Raw genomic sequence first — 17674 nt, 5'->3', positions numbered from 1 at the left:
GTTGGCGTTTATTTTAGTGTCTCTCACTAGAGTATTATCCTAAAATAGGATATATTTACATATATCATGATTTGAAGAGCCGAAAGAATCAATGAGCCGATCTAATCCAGAAGCTAGTTCTACAGTAACCTTGAAAAGTAAAGCCACCAGTACAGTTGGCCGCGGAAAGGTCGTTAGCCCAAACACCAAACTTAACTTTTCGCAATGGAGAGATGAGTACGTTGCTTTATTTCTAGGTAATAGCTTTGAACATTATCAAGATTGGGAGCAGCCTAGTGTAATCGTTTCAGATGGGGCTTATGGTATTCTTGGTTTTGAAGGAGACACATCCGATCATATTGATTTGCCCAATTGGTATGAGCCTCATATTGAGGAGTGGTCAAAAGCAGCGATGCCATACACAACACTCTGGTTTTGGAACTCAGAAATTGGCTGGGCTGTGGTACATCCAATTTTAGAAAAGTATGGTTGGCGCTATATTAACTGCAATATTTGGAATAAAGGCAAAGGTCACATTGCAGGGAATGTTAACACAGAAAAAATTCGCAGATTTCCGGTGGTTACAGAAGTTTGTGTTCAATATGTCAGAGAAGTTAGAATTAACGAACTTACCTTAAAAGCCTGGTTACTGAAAGAATGGAAACGGTCTAGATTGCCTTTACGAAGAGCAAACGATGCTTGTGGTGTGGTAGATGCAGCCACTAGGAAATATTTTGATCAAGGACATTTATGGTACTTTCCGCCTCCAGAGATGTTTGAAAGGCTAGTAAATTATGCGAATGAGCATGGTAGCTCTGAAGGAAAACCTTATTTTTCTCTAGATGGTAATCAACCATTGACAGGAGCAGAATGGAGTAAAATGCGATCAAAGTTTAGATGTCCTCATGGTTTTACCAATGTATGGGAACGCCAACCCCTACGAGGTGATGAAAGAGTTAAAACAACATCTGGAAAGGCATTGCATCTTAACCAAAAGCCTCTCGATTTGATGACCATGATTATTGAATCATCAAGTGATGAATATGATGTAGTCTGGGAACCCTTCGGGGGACTGTTTAGTGCGTCTTTAGCAGCCCGCAAACTCAGGCGCAAAGCCTACTCGTGTGAAATTGATCCAGATTATTTCTATTATGGAGTCGAGCGATTTAATCCAGAAGTTCATCAATGCTCTCTTCTTTAATCCCTAGATACTCCTGCAATGATTTTTTTATAGTGACTTCTTGGTGGCTTGATAAAATCCTGTTCCATTGTTTAACTGGCATACCACAAACTTCAACCCTGTAAACACGTTTCTTGAATTCCTCAATGCCGGGGTGCATAATTCTGTCTATTTTAGCAAAGTTAGTGTCTAGCCTGTATTTATATCGTATTAGTAATTCCCGTAGAAGGTGCTGATATTCCTTAGTCGGCTTGTAAATTTTGGCTTCAGATCCCCATGAGTCAACTATTTTCTGAGCCTCTAAAAATTCACTGTCAGAACCTTGAAATTTATAGCCATTAGTGTTCGTTTGCTGTAAATTTGCCGTCCTTTGGGTTGTATCCTCTGGCTCCAAAACAAGATAGTCTGGCGGATTATGGTAATGAGTGTCTCTAGCGAGAGCTACTGACAAGCCAGATACAACACACACATCTAAAATACGAGGTTTTCCGTAAATAATCTTCTCAGGTAGCCATGCCAATATCGCAACGTGAGTTTGATCAAATTGAAAGTGATTCTGGCTATCTTTGAATCGCGCTGTTATCTCTGTTGCCAATGGAAACCATGCTTTAATCTCTAATCCTGGTATTGGTTGAATGTTTCCCACAAAGATAGCATCAGGGAATCCCGGATCTTGTCTCTGCCATGTTCCAAATTCAGCAAAATCATCCTGCTTATTTAAAAACTCAACAGTGTTAAATTCGATTAGATTTCCTAGTAATGGTGAAAGCTTCGAGATCACTTTAGCTAAATTGACTGCTGCATTAACTGTCATAGGTTTAGATATGTTTAAAACATCAAATGTATGCCCCGATAAATTAGCTAAATACTCAGCAGCAAGTTTGATTACATCTTGTGTGTTCATCATTTTTCTTCACAAGATGCTTTAGATATTTGTTGTTCAACCTTCCTCAGAATGGCACAAGGATCCACGCCAATTACCCGAGTAACTATGATAAACTCGACGACATCCAAGCGCCGCTCCCCATTCTCATATTTAGCAACAAAAGATTGGGGTTTTTGAAGAGATTTAGCGAGAGATTCCTGAGTAAGTTGTGCTTCCTTGCGTGCCGCAATCATACAGCGCCGGAATATTTCATACTCATGGCTGGAGATAGATTTCATAGGGCTTTGGCTTTAGCACTATATGTATGTCAGTACAATAAACCTATTTTCGGATAATCCCAAAACAGGATAATTGGACTGCAATACCTGTTTCCTCCTGTTGGTCTGTCGCAGTTTGGCGAGATTCAAAAGCTGGCTTAACAGTGGGCTGGTTTAACTCCTCTCGAAAAGCTTCCAGTTCAGCTTGTTCAAAGTTAGCTGTGGGGCAAGTCTTACCCTTCTCGTATTTAACGCTGATTCGTCCCTGCTGCACATAACGCTCCAGCGCCCGGACACTTACACCCAGATAGTCAGATGCTTCTTGCTTGTTCATATAAACAACGCAATAGCCTATCGCAAAAAGTTTAAGGCATCTAGCTGTTTTGCGTTTTCGACCTCTCCTATTTTCTGTATCCAATCTCGTCTGAGTTGAGTGCGCTCCAATGTTGTACCAAACTCATCGATCCAAACATCAGCAGCGACTTCCTGTAAAAAAATTTGCCATTCAGTACGAACGTTTTCAGCACGCAATACTCGGTCAATAAATTCTTCAACAATGGCGAAACCTGCTTGGCTTGGCTCTTTTAAAAGGCTTTTAAGTTCTTTCTCACAATTGTTAACTGCTTCAGCTTGAGCCTTACACAGATTATATACAATTTTTTCTGCGGGAGGAGTTGAGTTCACTCGTCCTGTTTTTACATCCATCCATTTATCCCAAAAACCTCCGTCCAGCCTGTAGGTAGTTCTATTAGGAGTTAAGACATCTAAATGCCTTCTAATTCTATGTTGAACGAGTCCGCGATACTGGAGGTCAAATGTTGCAAGTGTTTGAAAACCAAGCTTTAATCCAGTTAAATTTTCGGGAATTTTTTCGGCTAATTGCTTTAAAAAGTCGCTTCCGCGTCCCTCTGCTATTTTCCCTAATCTACCGTGATTGACTAAAACTTCCACTACACGAAATTTTGCTTCCTCCAGAGATTCCTTTAACGCGATATCTAGAGACAAGAATTGTTTTGAAAGATGAGTACGGACTTCATGCAAAGATTCAGCATAGGCAGTCATATATGCCCCAGCAGCATAGCATTTTTGTTCAATTTCGTTAGATGTGGGAATACCTGGCTCAGAACGACAAGCAGCAATAGCAGCATCGACAGCTGATTGAAAATTTTTATCATCACTATCTCGTTCGGAGATCATGGATGAACTCAAACGTTCAAGTTCTCTTGTCAAATCGTTCCAAAACTTGCCAAAAAGTTCGAGAAATTTAGGAAACCAGTCATCTTTTGATGCTTGCCTCCAAGCATCCTTAGCTTTGTCCAGTTCGATAACAACAGTTTTCTGAAGCTGAATTAGTCTGTCCTGACAAGCAGAAGCATATTGCCGATCTAATATCTCTATTTTTTGCCCTAGATAATGCAAAACTCGATCTAAAATTTCAATTTGCGCTTCTTCAGAATTAGCACAGTCTGCAATTATAATATCTTGAACATCAATGTGCTTTTCCGTAATTGTAGCAGCTAGGCTTTCACAATTTCTTCGATTGTCAGCACTTCCTCCAATGTGGTTAAGTACCATGAAAGACCATTCTTTGATAGGAAGGTCAATCAAAGCACTATTAGCCATGTCATAGAGTTCAACATCCTCTTTAGACCAAAAATCTCCAGTGGATTTAGGCATACGGACAAACAGAACTAAATCAATATCTTGTCCTAATGTTTTGATCATACGCTCTTCATCACCAATCCCAGTGTCTCCTAACCCCGGCATATCAATTAAAGCGATTTGACCAACATCTACATTGGGAAAAGAACAAACAATTTTAACCTCCCTAACTGCAAGGTAATTAAAGTAAATTCGTTTTCTTTCTAGCGTGTCTTGAGCAACATATTCCCTAATTTCATGCCGTGAAATGCGACGCGGAGAAGATTCTGATAAAGCATTACGATATTTGTCAATGTTTTGATGATACCTACAAAGATGGTCATACTTAGCCGCAGCCTGTCTTTTTTCCGCCAATTCTTTAGGAAGCTCTGGTAAAGGAATATCAGCAAAATCTTGAATTGAACGTGGTCTAGAACCTAAGTGAAGTTGTTCATAATAAGGAGCAATCACTTCATCTAAGAAAGAACGCTCAGTGTGAAACCAAACTTGGGCATAAGTTTCTTTGATCTCTGAATTATGATGGACATTACTACGAACTCCTGTACAGTGTTGATCATCACCGTCTGGTATTTCAGCCGTTGATAGCCCTGTCAAACTTTGGAGAAGACGGCTCTTACCCTGTCTGGCTCGTCCTACAACTCCTATGTTGAGAGTATTACGCGAAAATCGAGATTTAAGACTGTTGAGAGTCGTTAGCTCGATATCAATACTTTTTTGAATCGCAGAAAAATCAATTTTTCTAAGGCTTCCAACTGTACCAATATCACCAACTCTACCGAGCAACTGGTCACGTTGCCTTTCAAGTTGGCGTAAGGTAGTAGAAAGAGTCTTGAGATTAGTCTCTACAGTTTCAATTTTTTGAGATAGTGGGCGACGCTTTTGAATAATTCTAGTAATTTGGCTAGCTCTTGGTGTCGCAGCGTTATCAATATTAAGGGTAAACGACATAAATTGTGTCTTCCATAGGGTGACTCTATAGCTAAGTTTTGCCGCAACCGTACTCAATAGAACAGCAACTACCAGATAGTTTGTGATCTCCCTGTTAGAGGATGTTTTAAAAGTAGGAGGCTGTTGTGAGAAAGCTCACAAAGTATATATTGAATCAAATTAGACTGATAATATCACATTTGCTTTTACAGCATATGTAAATAAATATTTTATTTATACCTGGATCCCAGATGTACATTGACGTAATTTTGTCATCTGCCTAAAGATGGATTTTTCAGAATACAAAATTATTTGCGTGGTACTGTGTTCAATGTTTATGATAGCTGGGTAAGTTTCCTGTATATTGCACAATCTGCTTACAACAGATGCTTTTACTGTGACACTAACTAAACTGAGGATCTAGTTTCCCCGTAACAAAGAAAGAAGAAACTATAGTATAGAATGTGTTATATTTAACAATTTTTGCTCTTACAAATTTCCCCACCGACTTACTCAGCTGTGAATTAATTACGCCTTTGCCAAATCTTGATAGTACCGTCTTTACTTCCAGAGAGCATGGTTTTACCATCTGGGCTGAATGCTATTGAACGAACCCCATGGAAGTGCCCAATCTGAATGTCCCCTGAAAGTGGCAATTGACCGCCGGGTTGCTACATCCCACAGTTTGATGGTTGTATCCCTCCTCTCAGAAGAAGCTAAGGTTTTAACATCCGGGCTGAAGGCTACTAAACCAACTATGAAATGGCGATCGCCTTACAGTAGCGCTTCGCCCTTTGCAAATAGTTTGATGAGGTTTGACCCCACCCCCAACCCCTCCCCTTACAAAGGGATGGGAGTATATGGAATGGCTTACAGTAGCGCGATCGCCTAAATGCTGTTGTAATGCACTAGTTAACTATTACCGAAGTTCAATCAAAAAAGCTGAAATAGTGATTCTGATGTATTGACATCGTCAATCTAGCGAGTGCAGATTAACCTCAGTCGCTTGCTATATAAGGGTTTCAGGAGTTTTGTTAGTATGCTTAAGTCCATTTGGGAGGTTAAGTTTATTGAACCTGGCTAACGCCACGCTATCGCTATTGGAAAGTGCCTCTAGACTTCTTACAGGGTATGTGTTTAGAATGGAGGTGTCCCCACTCGCTGGGGACATCAATGCGTAAGTCCTAATTACGATAAAGCCTGAATTAACGCCTTACCTTTGAGAAAAGCCTCCTCAAACTCAGCTTCCGGTTCAGATAAAGCCACAATACCACCGCCAATCCCAATAGAAGTTCCACTAGGAGTTAAAACTGCGGTACGAATGACAATATTTAAATCTGCTGCACCATTGAGAGCTAAAAACCCAATAGCACCGGAATAAACTCCACGAGCTTCAGATTCTAACTCATCGATAATCTTCATAGTTCTAATTTTCGGCGCACCCGTCATCGAACCACCGGGAAACGCCATTCTAATACAATCAGTAGCAGTCATATCCGCGCGTAAATAACCCCGAATCGTACTCACAAGTTGATGTACTGTGGCGTAAGTTTCCACATCCATCAACTTTGTCACCTGGATACTACCCACTTCACATACCAAACCTAAATCATTGCGTAACAAATCCACAATCATTAAGTTTTCGGCGCGGTCTTTTTCACTACTGAGCAGTTTTTCCCGCAGTATTTTATCTTCCTCTGGAGTCTGACCACGGCCTAAAGTTCCTTTAATCGGCTTAGTTTCTACCCACCCAGCGCGGTCAATACGTAAAAATCGTTCTGGGGATGAACAAGCAATAGCAACTTCACCAAAGCGCATAAATGCCGAGTAAGGAGCCGGATTAACTCGGCGTAAGGTACGATAAAAGCATAATGGATCGGGAGCAGCATCTGTGTAAAGTTTATTAGTCAAACAAATTTGATAGCTTTCCCCGTCCTTAATTTTGTGCAGACATTGGTAAATATCATTTATGTAGGTCTGGTGAGAACGACTCAGACGAAAATTGATGGGGGTATGACTAAGGGGCGGTACAATAGGTGGAAGGTCTGGGAGTGTGCGCAGTTGTTTTTCTGTTGACTCTAACCACTCCTTTGCTGCTGTAGTTTGATGCTGTTTGGCCAGACATACCAGATAGGTAGTTTGTTCTTGGTGGTCAAACACAATGATTTGATCAGCTAACAGAAACATAGCATCGGGAAGGGGTCCACAATGAACTAACTCAGAACCACATTCTGCCTTGATTTCATAACCAAAGTAGCCCACAAACCCACAATTGAAGTCAAAGGGTAGCTCATCAGACTGATAACTACGCTCATTAATTTGACTTTGAAGATAGTCAAAAATACTGGCATTTATCTGTGTCTTTTGACCAGATTGGGTAATAGTTAATTCTCTAGTTTCCGTGCGGTATTCAACCAACAAGCTATTTAAACCGCCACTTCCTCCCATAAAAGAGAAGCGAGAAAGACCAGGCTCAACTAAGCTACTATCAAGCCAAAAGGCGTGAGTATCTTTACCGATCGCTTGTGTGGCCTGGCCATACAGATGTACAAACACCTGTTCTGGATCTGGATAGATATCCAGTTTTTGACTATAAACTTGGTACTGGCAAGGAAGAATAGGATTTTGTCGAGTCAATTTTTTGGCACTGTCTTGATACTTAGTTTCTCTCTCTCGGTTCGGGGATAAGTTCTTAGTAAAATTACGGAAGTTTTCTAAAATCTTCCAGCCGTATTCAGTGCAGATTGATTCGGGATGAAATTGCACACCCCAAAATGGTAAATACCGATGACGCAGCCCCATGATCAATCCGGCTTCTGTCCAAGCGACTCTTTCTAAACAGTTGGGTAAGTCTTGGGCAACCATTAAGGAATGGTAGCGTACCACAGAGAAGCCCTGGGGAATTCCCTCAAATAGAGCAGAAGAATTGTGATATATTTTACTAGATTGCCCATGCATAACCTCCGGTGCATGAGTTACAGTACCGCCGTATACATGAGCTAGTCCCTGGTGACCAAGACAAACACCCAGCAGGGGTACATCAAGATTTTGGAGATTTTGAATCACTTGGCCGCAGATACCAAAGTCCGAGACATTTTCTGGACGACCCGGACCTGGGGAAATCACAACATTGTCAAATGTGAGTTTGATTACATCCTTCCAATCAATCTGATCATTGCGAATTACCAGGGGAAGTTCTCCATTCACCTGAGCGAGCATCTGATAGAGATTAAATGTATAGGAGTCGTAGTTATCAATAATCAGCGATCGCACTTCATGTTTCCCCTTGCTCATTACTCAACGGTTCTTGTGACCCAGTTCCCATCCCCGACTTAGAAAGGAATGTCATCGGGATCTTGTTCTTGCTCGTTCACAGGGGTATAAGCAGTGCGTTCAAAATTTTGGACTGGCTGTGTGGATGGGAAGTTGTTCCGCTGAGGTGCAGCGCCAACGGGAGTCGGGGCGCTGACTGGAGGTAATTCAACTTCGTTGCGTGAAGGTGTAACAACAGGGGATGCTGTTTGTAGGGGTGTTGAGGTGACGGACGAATTTAGCGTTGTGGATGATGTAAAATTACTTCCTAGAGGTTGAATCTGTTGTACTGTTAATTCAGCCCGTTTTTCTTTAAACCCTTCTTGACGCTCAACAGTGTGCATCCCTAAGCGTCCTGCTAAAATCACGCGATCGCCTTGGTGGTAGTTTTGCTGAATTTCTGTAGCCATATTCCCCCAGCCCACTACCTTTAGGGTAACTAACTGGTCTTCCGCACGCTGAGAATTGGGGAACTGTACCAGCATTTCTGTGATGGCTAAGTTATCGGCTGTATAGCGTAATTGTGGTTCTTGAATGATTTCCGCCATTAAAACGCAGCTATTCATTGAATCCTCCTAATTGGACAAGTTTTTGATCAAGCAATAAGATTTTAATTAGCTAACTATATTTAATTTGCCTAAATGAATTCCTGACATACACTTTGAGCTTTGAGTCTTTTCTAGCATAAAAGCCAAGCGATCGCTTTGAATAGTACTTGCGATACCATTCCCTACCTTCGCCTGACTACAACGAGCATTAAATTCTGCATGAGTAGTACAATCATACCACTTCATGGGCAAAAAATACTCTCATAAATCTAGGGTAGTCTGCTTTGTTGGTTACAGTTTTTTTACTTTTCCTAGTCACAGGTAACATATATCATGGGTGCTGATAGCGTAGCGTGGGGTAAGCCATACCTTCCCCTGTGCGGAGTCAGCCATATAATTACCGTTACTTCAGATACTCGTGGCGCAAGTTGTTTTAGAAAATATTTATAAAACGTTTCCCCAGCGGAAAGGGGAAAGTGTAGCATCCCAAACCTTTCCTAGTCATAGGAATAAAAAAAATGCTACCCCAGAACCGGCAGAAGTTATCAATGTCTTACGGCGAATTAATTTGACCATCGCCGATGGTGAATTTATGGTGCTGGTGGGTCCTTCAGGTTGTGGTAAAAGCACTCTACTCCGGTTAATTGCCGGGTTAGAAGCGATGACAGCAGGGAATATTTGGGTGGGCGATCGCTTAATTAATCACCTACCACCCAAAGAAAGAGACATTGCCATGGTGTTTCAAAATTACGCCCTCTACCCCCACATGACTGTCTATGACAACATTGCTTTTGGACTCCGTCGCCGCCCATTAGGCAATGGGGAAAGTCAAAACTCCTCACTCCCAACATGGGCGACAAATATCCTTGTAGGAATCACCAGAAAGTTACCTAAAGGACTACGTTACATTTCTGCTCAAGAAAGGCAGGTAGATCAGCAGGTGCTAAATGTTGCCCAATTATTACAAATGGAAACCTTGCTGAATCGTTTACCCAAACAGCTATCGGGGGGTCAAAGACAACGGGTAGCTTTAGGAAGAGCCATCGCCCGTGACCCCCAAGTGTTTTTAATGGATGAACCCCTTTCTAACTTGGATGCTAAATTGCGGGCCCAAACCCGCGCCCAAATTGTCAAATTGCAACGCCAACTAGGAACCACCACCATTTACGTCACCCATGACCAAACCGAGGCTATGACTATGGGCGATCGCATTGCCATTATGAATCAAGGTCAAATTCAGCAAGTCGCATCCCCATTAGAACTTTATAACCATCCTGCTAACCGCTTTGTGGCTGAATTCATTGGTTCCCCGCCCATGAATTTTATTCCGGTGAGGTTCCATGCTCCGTTATTAATTACCCATAACCATTTTCGCCTCACTCTCCCAGACGTTTGGGCGACACCCCTGCGGAAATATGATCAGCAAACCATCATTTTAGGTATTCGCCCGGAACACTTAATTTTGAGTGTACCAGCGACCAAAAATTTACCCGTCAAAGTAGACTTGGTAGAAAATCTGGGCAATGATTCTTTTGTGTCTGTGAGAATTTCCCCACCTGAATCTCAAATTGAGTATACAGATAACTATCTACAGGTGCGAGTTCCACCGGATAGGTTAGTCAAGGTTGGTGAGGAATTATGGTTCTCGTTAAATCCAGAAAAACTGCACTTTTTTGATCCTCAAACTGAGTTAGCGATAGGTTACCCCGGCTAATCCGCTTTGTTAAACCTACTCAAAACCAACCAAGTCTACACTTAACTTCCGAGCTTCCCAGTGGTCTAAGAATGACTTCTAAATAACCACTATTGTATGGCTATCGCCACGCTATCCTATCAATATTTACACCTCTGCTGGTTGGTATTCTTGTTGTCTTTCCACGAAGGTCTGAACACGGGTGCGGTAGTTTCTGAGTGTTTCATCTACCCAATCGCGATCATTACTGTTGGCATACAAATGTACTAAAGGCTCGCTGGCGTCTGGTAAAACTAATAGCCAACTATCATCGTAGGGTTGGCAAATTTTCACCCCATCAATTAACTCTAGGTTTTGGGCTGGGTGTGTTTCCACTAAATAACGCATCAGCGCTCCTTTAGCACTCCAAGGACAACGGACTGTATAAGCTTTATGAACTACACGGGGTAATTCTGAACGCGCAGTAGCCAGCGATCGCTCTTGAATAGTCAGCATCTCAATTAACTTAGCGATGCAGAACATGGAATCAAAACCCGGATGTAAATGGGGGAAAATAAAACCAGTTTCGCCACTACCGCCTAAGACGACATGAGAATTTTTTTGACAAGCCTCCATCAAAGCTGTAGGATTAGCCTTAGTGCGAATTACCCTGCCATCGTGACGACGGGCGACTTGTTCCACAGCACTAGAAGCATGAACAGGTACAACTACCGTGCCTCTGGGGTTAGATGTTAATATCATGTCTACCATCAGTGCTGTTAAAATTTCCCCCCGGATGGGAAAGCCTGATTCATCAACTAAAATCAACTGTTCCCCATTAGCTGAAACTTGCACACCAAAGTTGGCTTTGAGCGCCTCCACTACATGACCCAGCTGAGTCAGCAGTGTTTCGCGGTCGGTAACTGACATGGCCGATTTATTCACACTCGCATTCAGTACCACTGCATCAGCGCCAAATTTATCTAACATGAGTGGTAAAACCGCCCCAGATACAGCATAAACATAGTCAATTACTACTTTTGCTCGACTGTTGCGCAGGGTATCAACGTTTAACAGCTTCTCAAAGGCTGTGCAATAGCGTTCAATTACTTGACTGGTATAGGCTACATCCCCAACTTCATGAATTTGCGATCGCCGCATATCTTCCTTAAAATAAGCTCCTTCAACTTTCTTCTCCAGAGCTTTGGTAATATTAATCCCCTTAGCATCCATAAATTCAATCAGGATATAATCAGGGCGATCTGGGTGTACCCGTACATGAACCCCACCGGCGACGGACATTGTGGGTATAACTGTCCGTGCTATGGGAATAGCTGTAGCATCGAGATTTTGAATATCAATACCTACAGACATCAAACCAGCAATTAATGACCGGGTAACCATGCGAGAAATGTTGCGTTGATCACGGGAAACTGTCACCTTAGAACCGGGTTTCAGGGTAGAACCGTAAGCAGATCCCAACTTCACAGCAAATTCTGGGGTGATGTCAATATTAGCTAATCCTTGTACACCACGCTGCCCAAATAAGTTTCTTTGAGCAGTGTTCCCCCAAATCAAGTTAATATTGAGCACTGCACCTGATTCAATCTTTTTGCTGGGCCAAACCCTGACATTAGGGCTGATTTGTGCTTCTTCCCCTATAGTAGACAGGGAACCCACTACAGCCGCTTCTAAGACATGAGCGCGCCGATCAACACGGGTACCGCGAGAAATCACGCAAGCGCTCAGATGTGCTTCATCTCCGATAATTGACCCATTCCATAAAATCGGTCGTTTCAGATTGGCATCAGCGCCAATGGTGACATTATCTCCGATGATGGTTCCTGCTTCAATTTGCACTCTGGCCCCAATGCGGCAATTATCACCAATTAGGGCGGGAGTTTCAATTATGGCTGTGGAGGGGATAAAGGTATTTTGCCCTACCCACAAGTTTGGTAAAATTTCTGGATAAGCAAAGTCAAGTTTTACTTTACGATCTAAGGCGTCATATTGAGCTTGACGATAGGCATCTAAATGACCCACGTCGCACCAGTAACCTTTAGCAATGTAACCATACAGGGCTTGACCTTTTTCCAGCATTAAGGGAAATAAGTCTTTGGAAAAGTCGCATTCTGTATGAGATGGTAGATAATCTAATACTTCTGGTTCCAGAATGTAAATACCTGTGTTGACCGTATCAGAAAAAATCTCACTGCTAGAAGGTTTTTCTAAAAAGCGCCTAATTTTACTTTCCTCGTCCGTAATTACCACTCCAAATTCTGCGGGGTTGGGAACTCGGGTTAAAACTAAGGTGGCTTTTGATTGTTTTTGCTTGTGGAATGCGATCGCCGCTGTTAAGTCAAAATCTGTGATACTATCACCGCTAATCACTAAAAATGTTTCATCCAGCAGTTCGGCAATATTCTTGACACAGCCTGCGGTTCCTAGGGGTTGGTCTTCTTCCACAGCATAGGTCATCTGCACGCCAAAATCACTGCCATCTTGAAAGTAGTCTCGCAAGACATCTGGTAGATAATGCAATGTAGCAATAACTTCTGTGATTTGATGTCGCTTTAGTAGATTGATGATATGTTCGGCAATGGGCCGATTCAGAATAGGCACCATTGGTTTAGGCAGATCACAAGTTAACGGGCGAAGCCGAGTACCCGAACCGCCTGCCATCAGTACTGCACGCATAAATTCTCCTTAGTTATTTGCAGTTTTTGCTGCTTACACACCCGTGAGAGTATATTGTATGTTCTTTCTTTAGTCTCCTATGGATATTGGTATTTAAGTAACTTACCTAAGAAGCATCTAGTGAGAAATAGGCAGATTTATGATCTCTTCATCAGGAAGCCATGACACAACAAGGAACAAGGAAAATTTGGGATCTTTTGACTTTCAATTGGTTTTTCTTGTCTCTATGTTTTATGGTGGCATTAGGTACTTCATTTTGCTCAATGTTAACTAGCTGTAAAATATGAACTTGCGGAGAGTAAGTATCATAGATTACAGATTTTAAGTGTCAATAACGGAGTCGATGACAATGATCAAGTTAATTATTTTTGGCTTAATAGTGGTTTATGTGGGTGGTGTTTGGAAGTTATGGAATGGCTTTGAACGAACTAATTTCAGTCAAACTTTATCTAATCGCCTGAGTTTATCATTGTTATGGCCAGCTTTATTTATTGCCAATAAGTCATATCGGCGCAATTTTAGAAAAGCTTTAAAAGGCTAATAAACTCACTAATGAAGCCAGTCCAGTTGAGGTAAATGTTCAATAGGTATCCGAAGCTGTGAGAGTTAGAGGGAGTGAATTAGACTAGCCGTAACAGAAAATTTCTCGGTGCGTTACGCGTTCGTCAACGCACCTTATAATTATTCAAAAGGCTTGAATCCACTCTTTCACAAAATATTCAGTCCAGATGCCATTTTTCCAGTAGGGGTCATTTTCCACTAATTGGCGCACAGTTGCTTCGTCTTCAGCTTCGTAAATTCCAAACACTTTAGTAGTATCCTTGGTCGGACCGAGAGTAATCAGTAAACCTGATGCTTTTTGTTTTGCTAACCCATCTAAGTGGTCTTGACGATAGGGATCCCGTTTTTCCAAAACGTTTTCGCAGTAAGTTCCCCACATGATGTATTTCGGCATAATTACTGTTTTTTTATCTTGAAAATATACTTCTTTCCCAAGATTCTACTATATATCTGAGACAGTTAAGATGGGCAATTCTTGAATTTCAAGATTGGAGATTTTGATGGTCAAAACCTCCAATCACTGTTAATTAACTTCTGAGACTAACGCCAAATTTCTCCACTAAAGCTTCACGAACCTTATTATGTACAGGCTCAACTTCAGTATCAGTAAGAGTGCGATCGCTCCCTCGATATACTAGACGAAAAGCTAAACTCCGTTGTCCTGGGGGGACATTTTCACCACGATATTCATCAAACAATTCTACAGATTCCAGCAGTCCCTTTGCGGCTTTGTGAATAGATTTTTCAATTTCTGCCACCGAGACGTTTACAGGTGCGTAGAATGCAATATCGCGATCGCTCGCTGGATAGGTAGAATAAGCCACAAAAGTGGGAATGAGAATTTCATCTTGATCAATGGCATCCAACAACACATTAACATCTAGCTGGAACACATAGACAGAATCAGGTAAACCCCGGTCCTGTCGTAATTGGGGATGAAGTTGCCCAAATATACCCAGTCTGTTACCACCCACCCATAAAGAAGCGGTGCGTCCTGGGTGTAAACGCTGATCGCGACAATCTGGTTGATACTCTATCTTTAAATTGAGTGCATTAAAAACACTTTCCAAAATACCTTTGGCATCAAACCAGGTCATAGCTTGTTCACGACCGCCTTTTGACCACTTACCCAAAAACCTGTCCCCTCCCATAATACCAGCGATCGCGTCGGTTTCTTGCAAACCTTCTTCTTCTTGCCAGAAAATGCGCCCCATGTCAAAACCATTCAGAGAACCATTTCCTTGCTCTAAATTGTATTGAAAAGCATCAATCAAACCCGATATCAAATCAGTTCGCAGTGCGGAATATTCCCCAAACAAGGGATTACTCAAAACAATTTGTCTATCATCCCCCGGTTTGACCAAAGAATAATGGAGCACTTCAGTTAATCCTTCCGCCCTGAGAAAAGCCCTTAAGTTGCGAATTAATTCTTGATCTACGGGTAAATAACCAGCCTCTGACTTTTCTGGCAGAGTATCACAAAAATTGTCATAGCCATAGAGACGGGCTAACTCCTCAATCAAATCAATTTCCCGTTCTAAATCACGGTAACGATAGGGCGGTACTGTCACCGTCCAAGTTTGTTCACTCGTAGAAGTTAGGTTACATCCCAAAGCAGACAGAATGCGTTCCACATCAGCGGCGGTAATTTCCCCGGTATCCTCTCCCAAATCCACAGGACCGAGCACCTCATTCACCCGGTCAAGACGTAGAGATATAGAACGACTCCAAGTAGATGGGTCTGGGCGAGTGTCAGCCATTTCTTGTTGGACAATCACCCCACCAGCTAACTCACTCATCAGAGATAAAGCACGGTTACAGGCTATTTCTAACTCAGCTCTATTAACACCCCGTTCATATCTTCCCGAAGCCTCACTTCTTAACCCCACACTCCGAGCGGAACGACGAATAGCCACAGAATCAAACAAAGCAGCTTCTAAAACAATACTGTGAGTACCGTCATAAACTTCTGTTTCCTCTCCACCCATCACACCCGCCAGCGCAACCGGTGTATTGTTAACAGTAATTAACAAATTTTGGCTTGACAATTTGCGCGTTACCCCATCCAGGGTTTTCAAAGATTCCCCAGCAGTAGCAAAGCGAACACCAACAGTCAGACCCTCACCGCCCCCAACAGATTGTAAACGGTCTTTGTCAAAGGCGTGTAGTGGTTGTCCCCATTCCCATAAAACATAGTTAGTAATATCCACAACATTATTTATAGGTCTTACCCCAGCCGCCCGTAAACGCTGTTGCAACCAATCAGGAGAAGGGGCTATTTTCAGTTGTGCAACTACAGTACCAATATAAGCAGGGCAAGCCTGGGTATCAGCAACTTTTAATTTTAAATTACTAGTACCCCTGGATACTGATGTAGTCTCAGGTTGAGGTATACTCAACTTACCGCCAGTCAAAGCCGCCACTTCCCTGGCTATCCCTACCATACACAGAGCATCAGCACGGTTAGCAGTAGCAGTAACGTCTAAAATTACATCATCTAGACCTAATAACGGACGCACATCACTACCCAAAGGTAGATTTTCCTGGGGGAAAATATGGATTCCATCCACATCACTAGGTAAACCGAGTTCTTTTAAAGAACAAATCATACCTTGAGAAGGGACACCGCGCAACTTTGCCGGCTTAATTTTTAAATCGATATTTGGTAAATAAGTACCAGTAGTAGCCACTGGTACGTAAATACCCGCCTTGACATTAGGCGCACCACAGACAATATTTAAAGTCTCAGATGCGCCGATATCCACTTGACAAACACTTAATTTATCAGCGTTGGGGTGGGGTTGACGCTCAAGCACTTTACCCACAACCACGCCATTAGCCCAAGTTTGGCGATCTTCGATCTCTTCGACTTCAAACCCAGCCATTGTTAGGGTTTGTGCTAATTCTTCTGGACTCAGTTTAATTTCTACCAGTTCCCGCAGCCAATTTAGAGAAATACGCATGGAGTGTGCTTACTTGTTGAAATATTGTCGAGTGCTGTAGAGACGGAATTAAGGTATCTCTAACAAAGAGGGAGAATACTAATATCTAGTTTTTACCTAGCCTCTTTTGCATCTTGAATCATCCTACCGAAAATTTGGGGTGAGAGCGTCCCAGTTTTATGGCGAGTTGAGCAAAGATTTTTGTTGACACTCCCCCCTGAGTTTGTTACTTGATTGATTTACAATCATAAGTATTACTAAAATCAACGTAAAATCACTGACTAAGTTGATGGTATGATTTAATTAATCAGAACCAGGACAACAGCAGGTAAAGGGTGAGGGACTAAGTGGCCAAGAAACAAACTAAATCTAAAGCTGGTAGCACTAACTTGGGCTTTGAAGAGAAATTATGGCAAGCTGCGGATAAATTGCGGGGTCACTTAGATGCTGCTGAGACCCAAAGAATATGGTAAACCCTCCCTAGATAAACGATTACTAGGGGAATTAATAGATTTAATTAGCACCATTCCATTGGTTTAGGCGATGCGGAAAGTCGCTCTCAGGATATTTTAGGGAGAGTTTACGAGTATTTCTTAGGACAGTTTGCTAGTGCGGAAAAGAAGAATGGGGGACAGTTCTACACCCCGCGATGTGTGGTGCAGTTATTAGTAGAAATGCTCGAACCCTATAAAGGACGAGTTTATGATCCTTGTTGTGGTTCCGGGGGAATGTTTGTTCAATCTGAGAAGTTTGTCGAGTCTCACGGGGGTAAAGTTGGGGATATTTCTATTTATGGCCAAGAGTCTAACCCCACTACCTGGAAGCTGTGCAAAATGAATTTAGCTATCCGGGGGATTGAGGGGAATATTGGCTCAGAAAATGCTCATAGTTTCCACAATAATTTAATGAATTTAGGACTTACGCATTGACAGAATAACAAAATAGTGCATTGATAAATAAGGGTCGTCTAGTAATGGGTATGGGAGAATGAGAGAAATTACTAAACCCTCGACAGCACAATGCAATCTAGACATCTACACCTTATTTTTGC

Annotated in this window: 16 protein-coding genes and 1 pseudogene; 6 read left to right on the top strand and 11 right to left on the bottom strand. The window is 42.1% G+C overall.

Annotation, left to right across the window (positions count from 1 at the left end):
- The first annotated feature begins 91 nt into the window (after positions 1 to 91).
- Positions 92 to 1180, top strand: coding sequence for a DNA methyltransferase (locus tag NWP21_RS14610; RefSeq protein WP_280793237.1), 1089 nt, complete (start codon positions 92 to 94; stop codon positions 1178 to 1180).
- On the opposite strand, the gene NWP21_RS14605 is transcribed toward NWP21_RS14610, so the two are convergent.
- The 5 genes from NWP21_RS14605 to NWP21_RS14585 all read right to left on the bottom strand — a co-directional run bounded on the left by NWP21_RS14605 (position 1146) and on the right by NWP21_RS14585 (position 5547).
- Complete coding sequence (locus NWP21_RS14605) at positions 1146 to 2066, bottom strand: hypothetical protein (RefSeq protein ID WP_280793236.1); 921 nt, start codon at positions 2064 to 2066, stop codon at positions 1146 to 1148. The genes NWP21_RS14610 and NWP21_RS14605 overlap by 35 nt on opposite strands.
- The gene (locus NWP21_RS14600) at positions 2063 to 2323 is read right to left on the bottom strand and encodes a helix-turn-helix transcriptional regulator (protein ID WP_280793235.1); all 261 of its coding nucleotides are present in this window, start codon (positions 2321 to 2323) and stop codon (positions 2063 to 2065) included. The genes NWP21_RS14605 and NWP21_RS14600 overlap by 4 nt, the downstream gene beginning before the upstream one ends.
- Positions 2324 to 2366: 43 nt before the next feature.
- On the bottom strand, positions 2367 to 2636 hold the full coding sequence (locus NWP21_RS14595; protein WP_280793234.1) for a hypothetical protein: 270 nt from the start codon (positions 2634 to 2636) through the stop codon (positions 2367 to 2369).
- Positions 2637 to 2653: 17 nt separating this feature from the next.
- Positions 2654 to 4912 carry a hypothetical protein gene (locus tag NWP21_RS14590; protein WP_280793233.1) on the bottom strand — a complete coding sequence of 753 codons (2259 nt, stop codon included), beginning with the start codon at positions 4910 to 4912 and terminating at the stop codon, positions 2654 to 2656.
- 503 nt (positions 4913 to 5415) lie between these two features.
- On the bottom strand, positions 5416 to 5547 hold the full coding sequence (locus NWP21_RS14585) for a WD40 repeat domain-containing protein (protein ID WP_280793232.1): 132 nt from the start codon (positions 5545 to 5547) through the stop codon (positions 5416 to 5418).
- Here NWP21_RS14585 and NWP21_RS14580 point away from each other — a divergent pair.
- On the top strand, positions 5490 to 5783 hold the full coding sequence (locus NWP21_RS14580) for a hypothetical protein (protein WP_280793261.1): 294 nt from the start codon (positions 5490 to 5492) through the stop codon (positions 5781 to 5783). The two genes, NWP21_RS14585 and NWP21_RS14580, sit on opposite strands and share 58 nt — an antisense overlap.
- Before the next feature lie 296 nt (positions 5784 to 6079).
- Here NWP21_RS14580 and pabB read toward each other — a convergent pair whose 3' ends face one another.
- Genes pabB through NWP21_RS14565 form a run of 3 tightly spaced genes read right to left on the bottom strand, consistent with a single transcriptional unit; the run spans position 6080 to position 8997 of the window.
- Positions 6080 to 8185 carry an aminodeoxychorismate synthase component I gene (gene pabB / locus NWP21_RS14575; RefSeq protein ID WP_280793231.1) on the bottom strand — a complete coding sequence of 702 codons (2106 nt, stop codon included), beginning with the start codon at positions 8183 to 8185 and terminating at the stop codon, positions 6080 to 6082.
- A gap of 38 nt (positions 8186 to 8223) precedes the next feature.
- A complete protein-coding gene (locus tag NWP21_RS14570; RefSeq protein WP_280793230.1) occupies positions 8224 to 8769 on the bottom strand; it encodes a single-stranded DNA-binding protein in 546 nt (181 codons plus the stop codon).
- Between the two features lie 48 nt (positions 8770 to 8817).
- Positions 8818 to 8997, bottom strand: a complete 180-nt coding sequence (locus NWP21_RS14565; protein ID WP_271733003.1) for a hypothetical protein — start codon at positions 8995 to 8997, stop codon at positions 8818 to 8820.
- 172 nt (positions 8998 to 9169) lie between these two features.
- Between NWP21_RS14565 and NWP21_RS14560 the strand changes: the two genes are divergently transcribed.
- Positions 9170 to 10465, top strand: coding sequence for an ATP-binding cassette domain-containing protein (locus tag NWP21_RS14560; RefSeq protein WP_280793229.1), 1296 nt, complete (start codon positions 9170 to 9172; stop codon positions 10463 to 10465).
- A gap of 126 nt (positions 10466 to 10591) precedes the next feature.
- On the opposite strand, the gene NWP21_RS14555 is transcribed toward NWP21_RS14560, so the two are convergent.
- Positions 10592 to 13120: a mannose-1-phosphate guanyltransferase gene (locus NWP21_RS14555; RefSeq protein WP_271733006.1), complete on the bottom strand. Its 2529-nt coding sequence runs from the start codon at positions 13118 to 13120 to the stop codon at positions 10592 to 10594.
- A 349-nt stretch (positions 13121 to 13469) separates the two neighbouring features.
- Between NWP21_RS14555 and NWP21_RS14550 the strand changes: the two genes are divergently transcribed.
- Positions 13470 to 13661 carry a hypothetical protein gene (locus tag NWP21_RS14550; RefSeq protein ID WP_271733008.1) on the top strand — a complete coding sequence of 64 codons (192 nt, stop codon included), beginning with the start codon at positions 13470 to 13472 and terminating at the stop codon, positions 13659 to 13661.
- Positions 13662 to 13805: 144 nt separating this feature from the next.
- Here NWP21_RS14550 and NWP21_RS14545 read toward each other — a convergent pair whose 3' ends face one another.
- Positions 13806 to 14075 (bottom strand): YciI family protein, encoded by a 270-nt coding sequence (locus NWP21_RS14545; RefSeq protein WP_271733010.1) that lies wholly within the window; start codon positions 14073 to 14075, stop codon positions 13806 to 13808.
- A gap of 133 nt (positions 14076 to 14208) precedes the next feature.
- The gene (gene pheT / locus NWP21_RS14540; RefSeq protein ID WP_280793228.1) at positions 14209 to 16644 is read right to left on the bottom strand and encodes a phenylalanine--tRNA ligase subunit beta; all 2436 of its coding nucleotides are present in this window, start codon (positions 16642 to 16644) and stop codon (positions 14209 to 14211) included.
- Positions 16645 to 16970: 326 nt separating this feature from the next.
- Here pheT and NWP21_RS14535 point away from each other — a divergent pair, with 326 nt between their 5' ends.
- Together NWP21_RS14535 and NWP21_RS14530 are read left to right on the top strand one after the other, a co-directional pair.
- Entirely contained in the window at positions 16971 to 17096 is a 126-nt protein-coding gene (locus NWP21_RS14535) for a hypothetical protein (protein WP_280793227.1), read from the top strand.
- Positions 17097 to 17177: 81 nt separating this feature from the next.
- Positions 17178 to 17525: pseudogene (locus tag NWP21_RS14530) on the top strand (N-6 DNA methylase); the annotation flags it as partial.
- Positions 17526 to 17674 lie beyond the last annotated feature (149 nt).

The organism is Anabaenopsis sp. FSS-46 (assembly GCF_029891665.1).
GTDB lineage: Bacteria > Cyanobacteriota > Cyanobacteriia > Cyanobacteriales > Nostocaceae > Anabaenopsis > Anabaenopsis arnoldii.
Note: the sequence above shows the minus strand (reverse complement) of the source record. Positions and strands in the feature narration are given on the sequence as shown.

Coding starts and splice junctions, on each gene's coding strand:
- NWP21_RS14610 (WP_280793237.1), top strand. CDS start 92: ATGAGCCGATCTAATCCAGAAGCTAGTTCTACAGTAACCTTGAAAAGT.
- NWP21_RS14605 (WP_280793236.1), bottom strand. CDS start 2,066: ATGATGAACACACAAGATGTAATCAAACTTGCTGCTGAGTATTTAGCT.
- NWP21_RS14600 (WP_280793235.1), bottom strand. CDS start 2,323: ATGAAATCTATCTCCAGCCATGAGTATGAAATATTCCGGCGCTGTATG.
- NWP21_RS14595 (WP_280793234.1), bottom strand. CDS start 2,636: ATGAACAAGCAAGAAGCATCTGACTATCTGGGTGTAAGTGTCCGGGCG.
- NWP21_RS14590 (WP_280793233.1), bottom strand. CDS start 4,912: ATGTCGTTTACCCTTAATATTGATAACGCTGCGACACCAAGAGCTAGC.
- NWP21_RS14580 (WP_280793261.1), top strand. CDS start 5,490: ATGCTATTGAACGAACCCCATGGAAGTGCCCAATCTGAATGTCCCCTG.
- pabB (WP_280793231.1), bottom strand. CDS start 8,185: ATGAGCAAGGGGAAACATGAAGTGCGATCGCTGATTATTGATAACTAC.
- NWP21_RS14570 (WP_280793230.1), bottom strand. CDS start 8,769: ATGAATAGCTGCGTTTTAATGGCGGAAATCATTCAAGAACCACAATTA.
- NWP21_RS14565 (WP_271733003.1), bottom strand. CDS start 8,997: ATGAAGTGGTATGATTGTACTACTCATGCAGAATTTAATGCTCGTTGT.
- NWP21_RS14555 (WP_271733006.1), bottom strand. CDS start 13,120: ATGCGTGCAGTACTGATGGCAGGCGGTTCGGGTACTCGGCTTCGCCCG.
- NWP21_RS14550 (WP_271733008.1), top strand. CDS start 13,470: ATGATCAAGTTAATTATTTTTGGCTTAATAGTGGTTTATGTGGGTGGT.
- NWP21_RS14545 (WP_271733010.1), bottom strand. CDS start 14,075: ATGCCGAAATACATCATGTGGGGAACTTACTGCGAAAACGTTTTGGAA.
- pheT (WP_280793228.1), bottom strand. CDS start 16,644: ATGCGTATTTCTCTAAATTGGCTGCGGGAACTGGTAGAAATTAAACTG.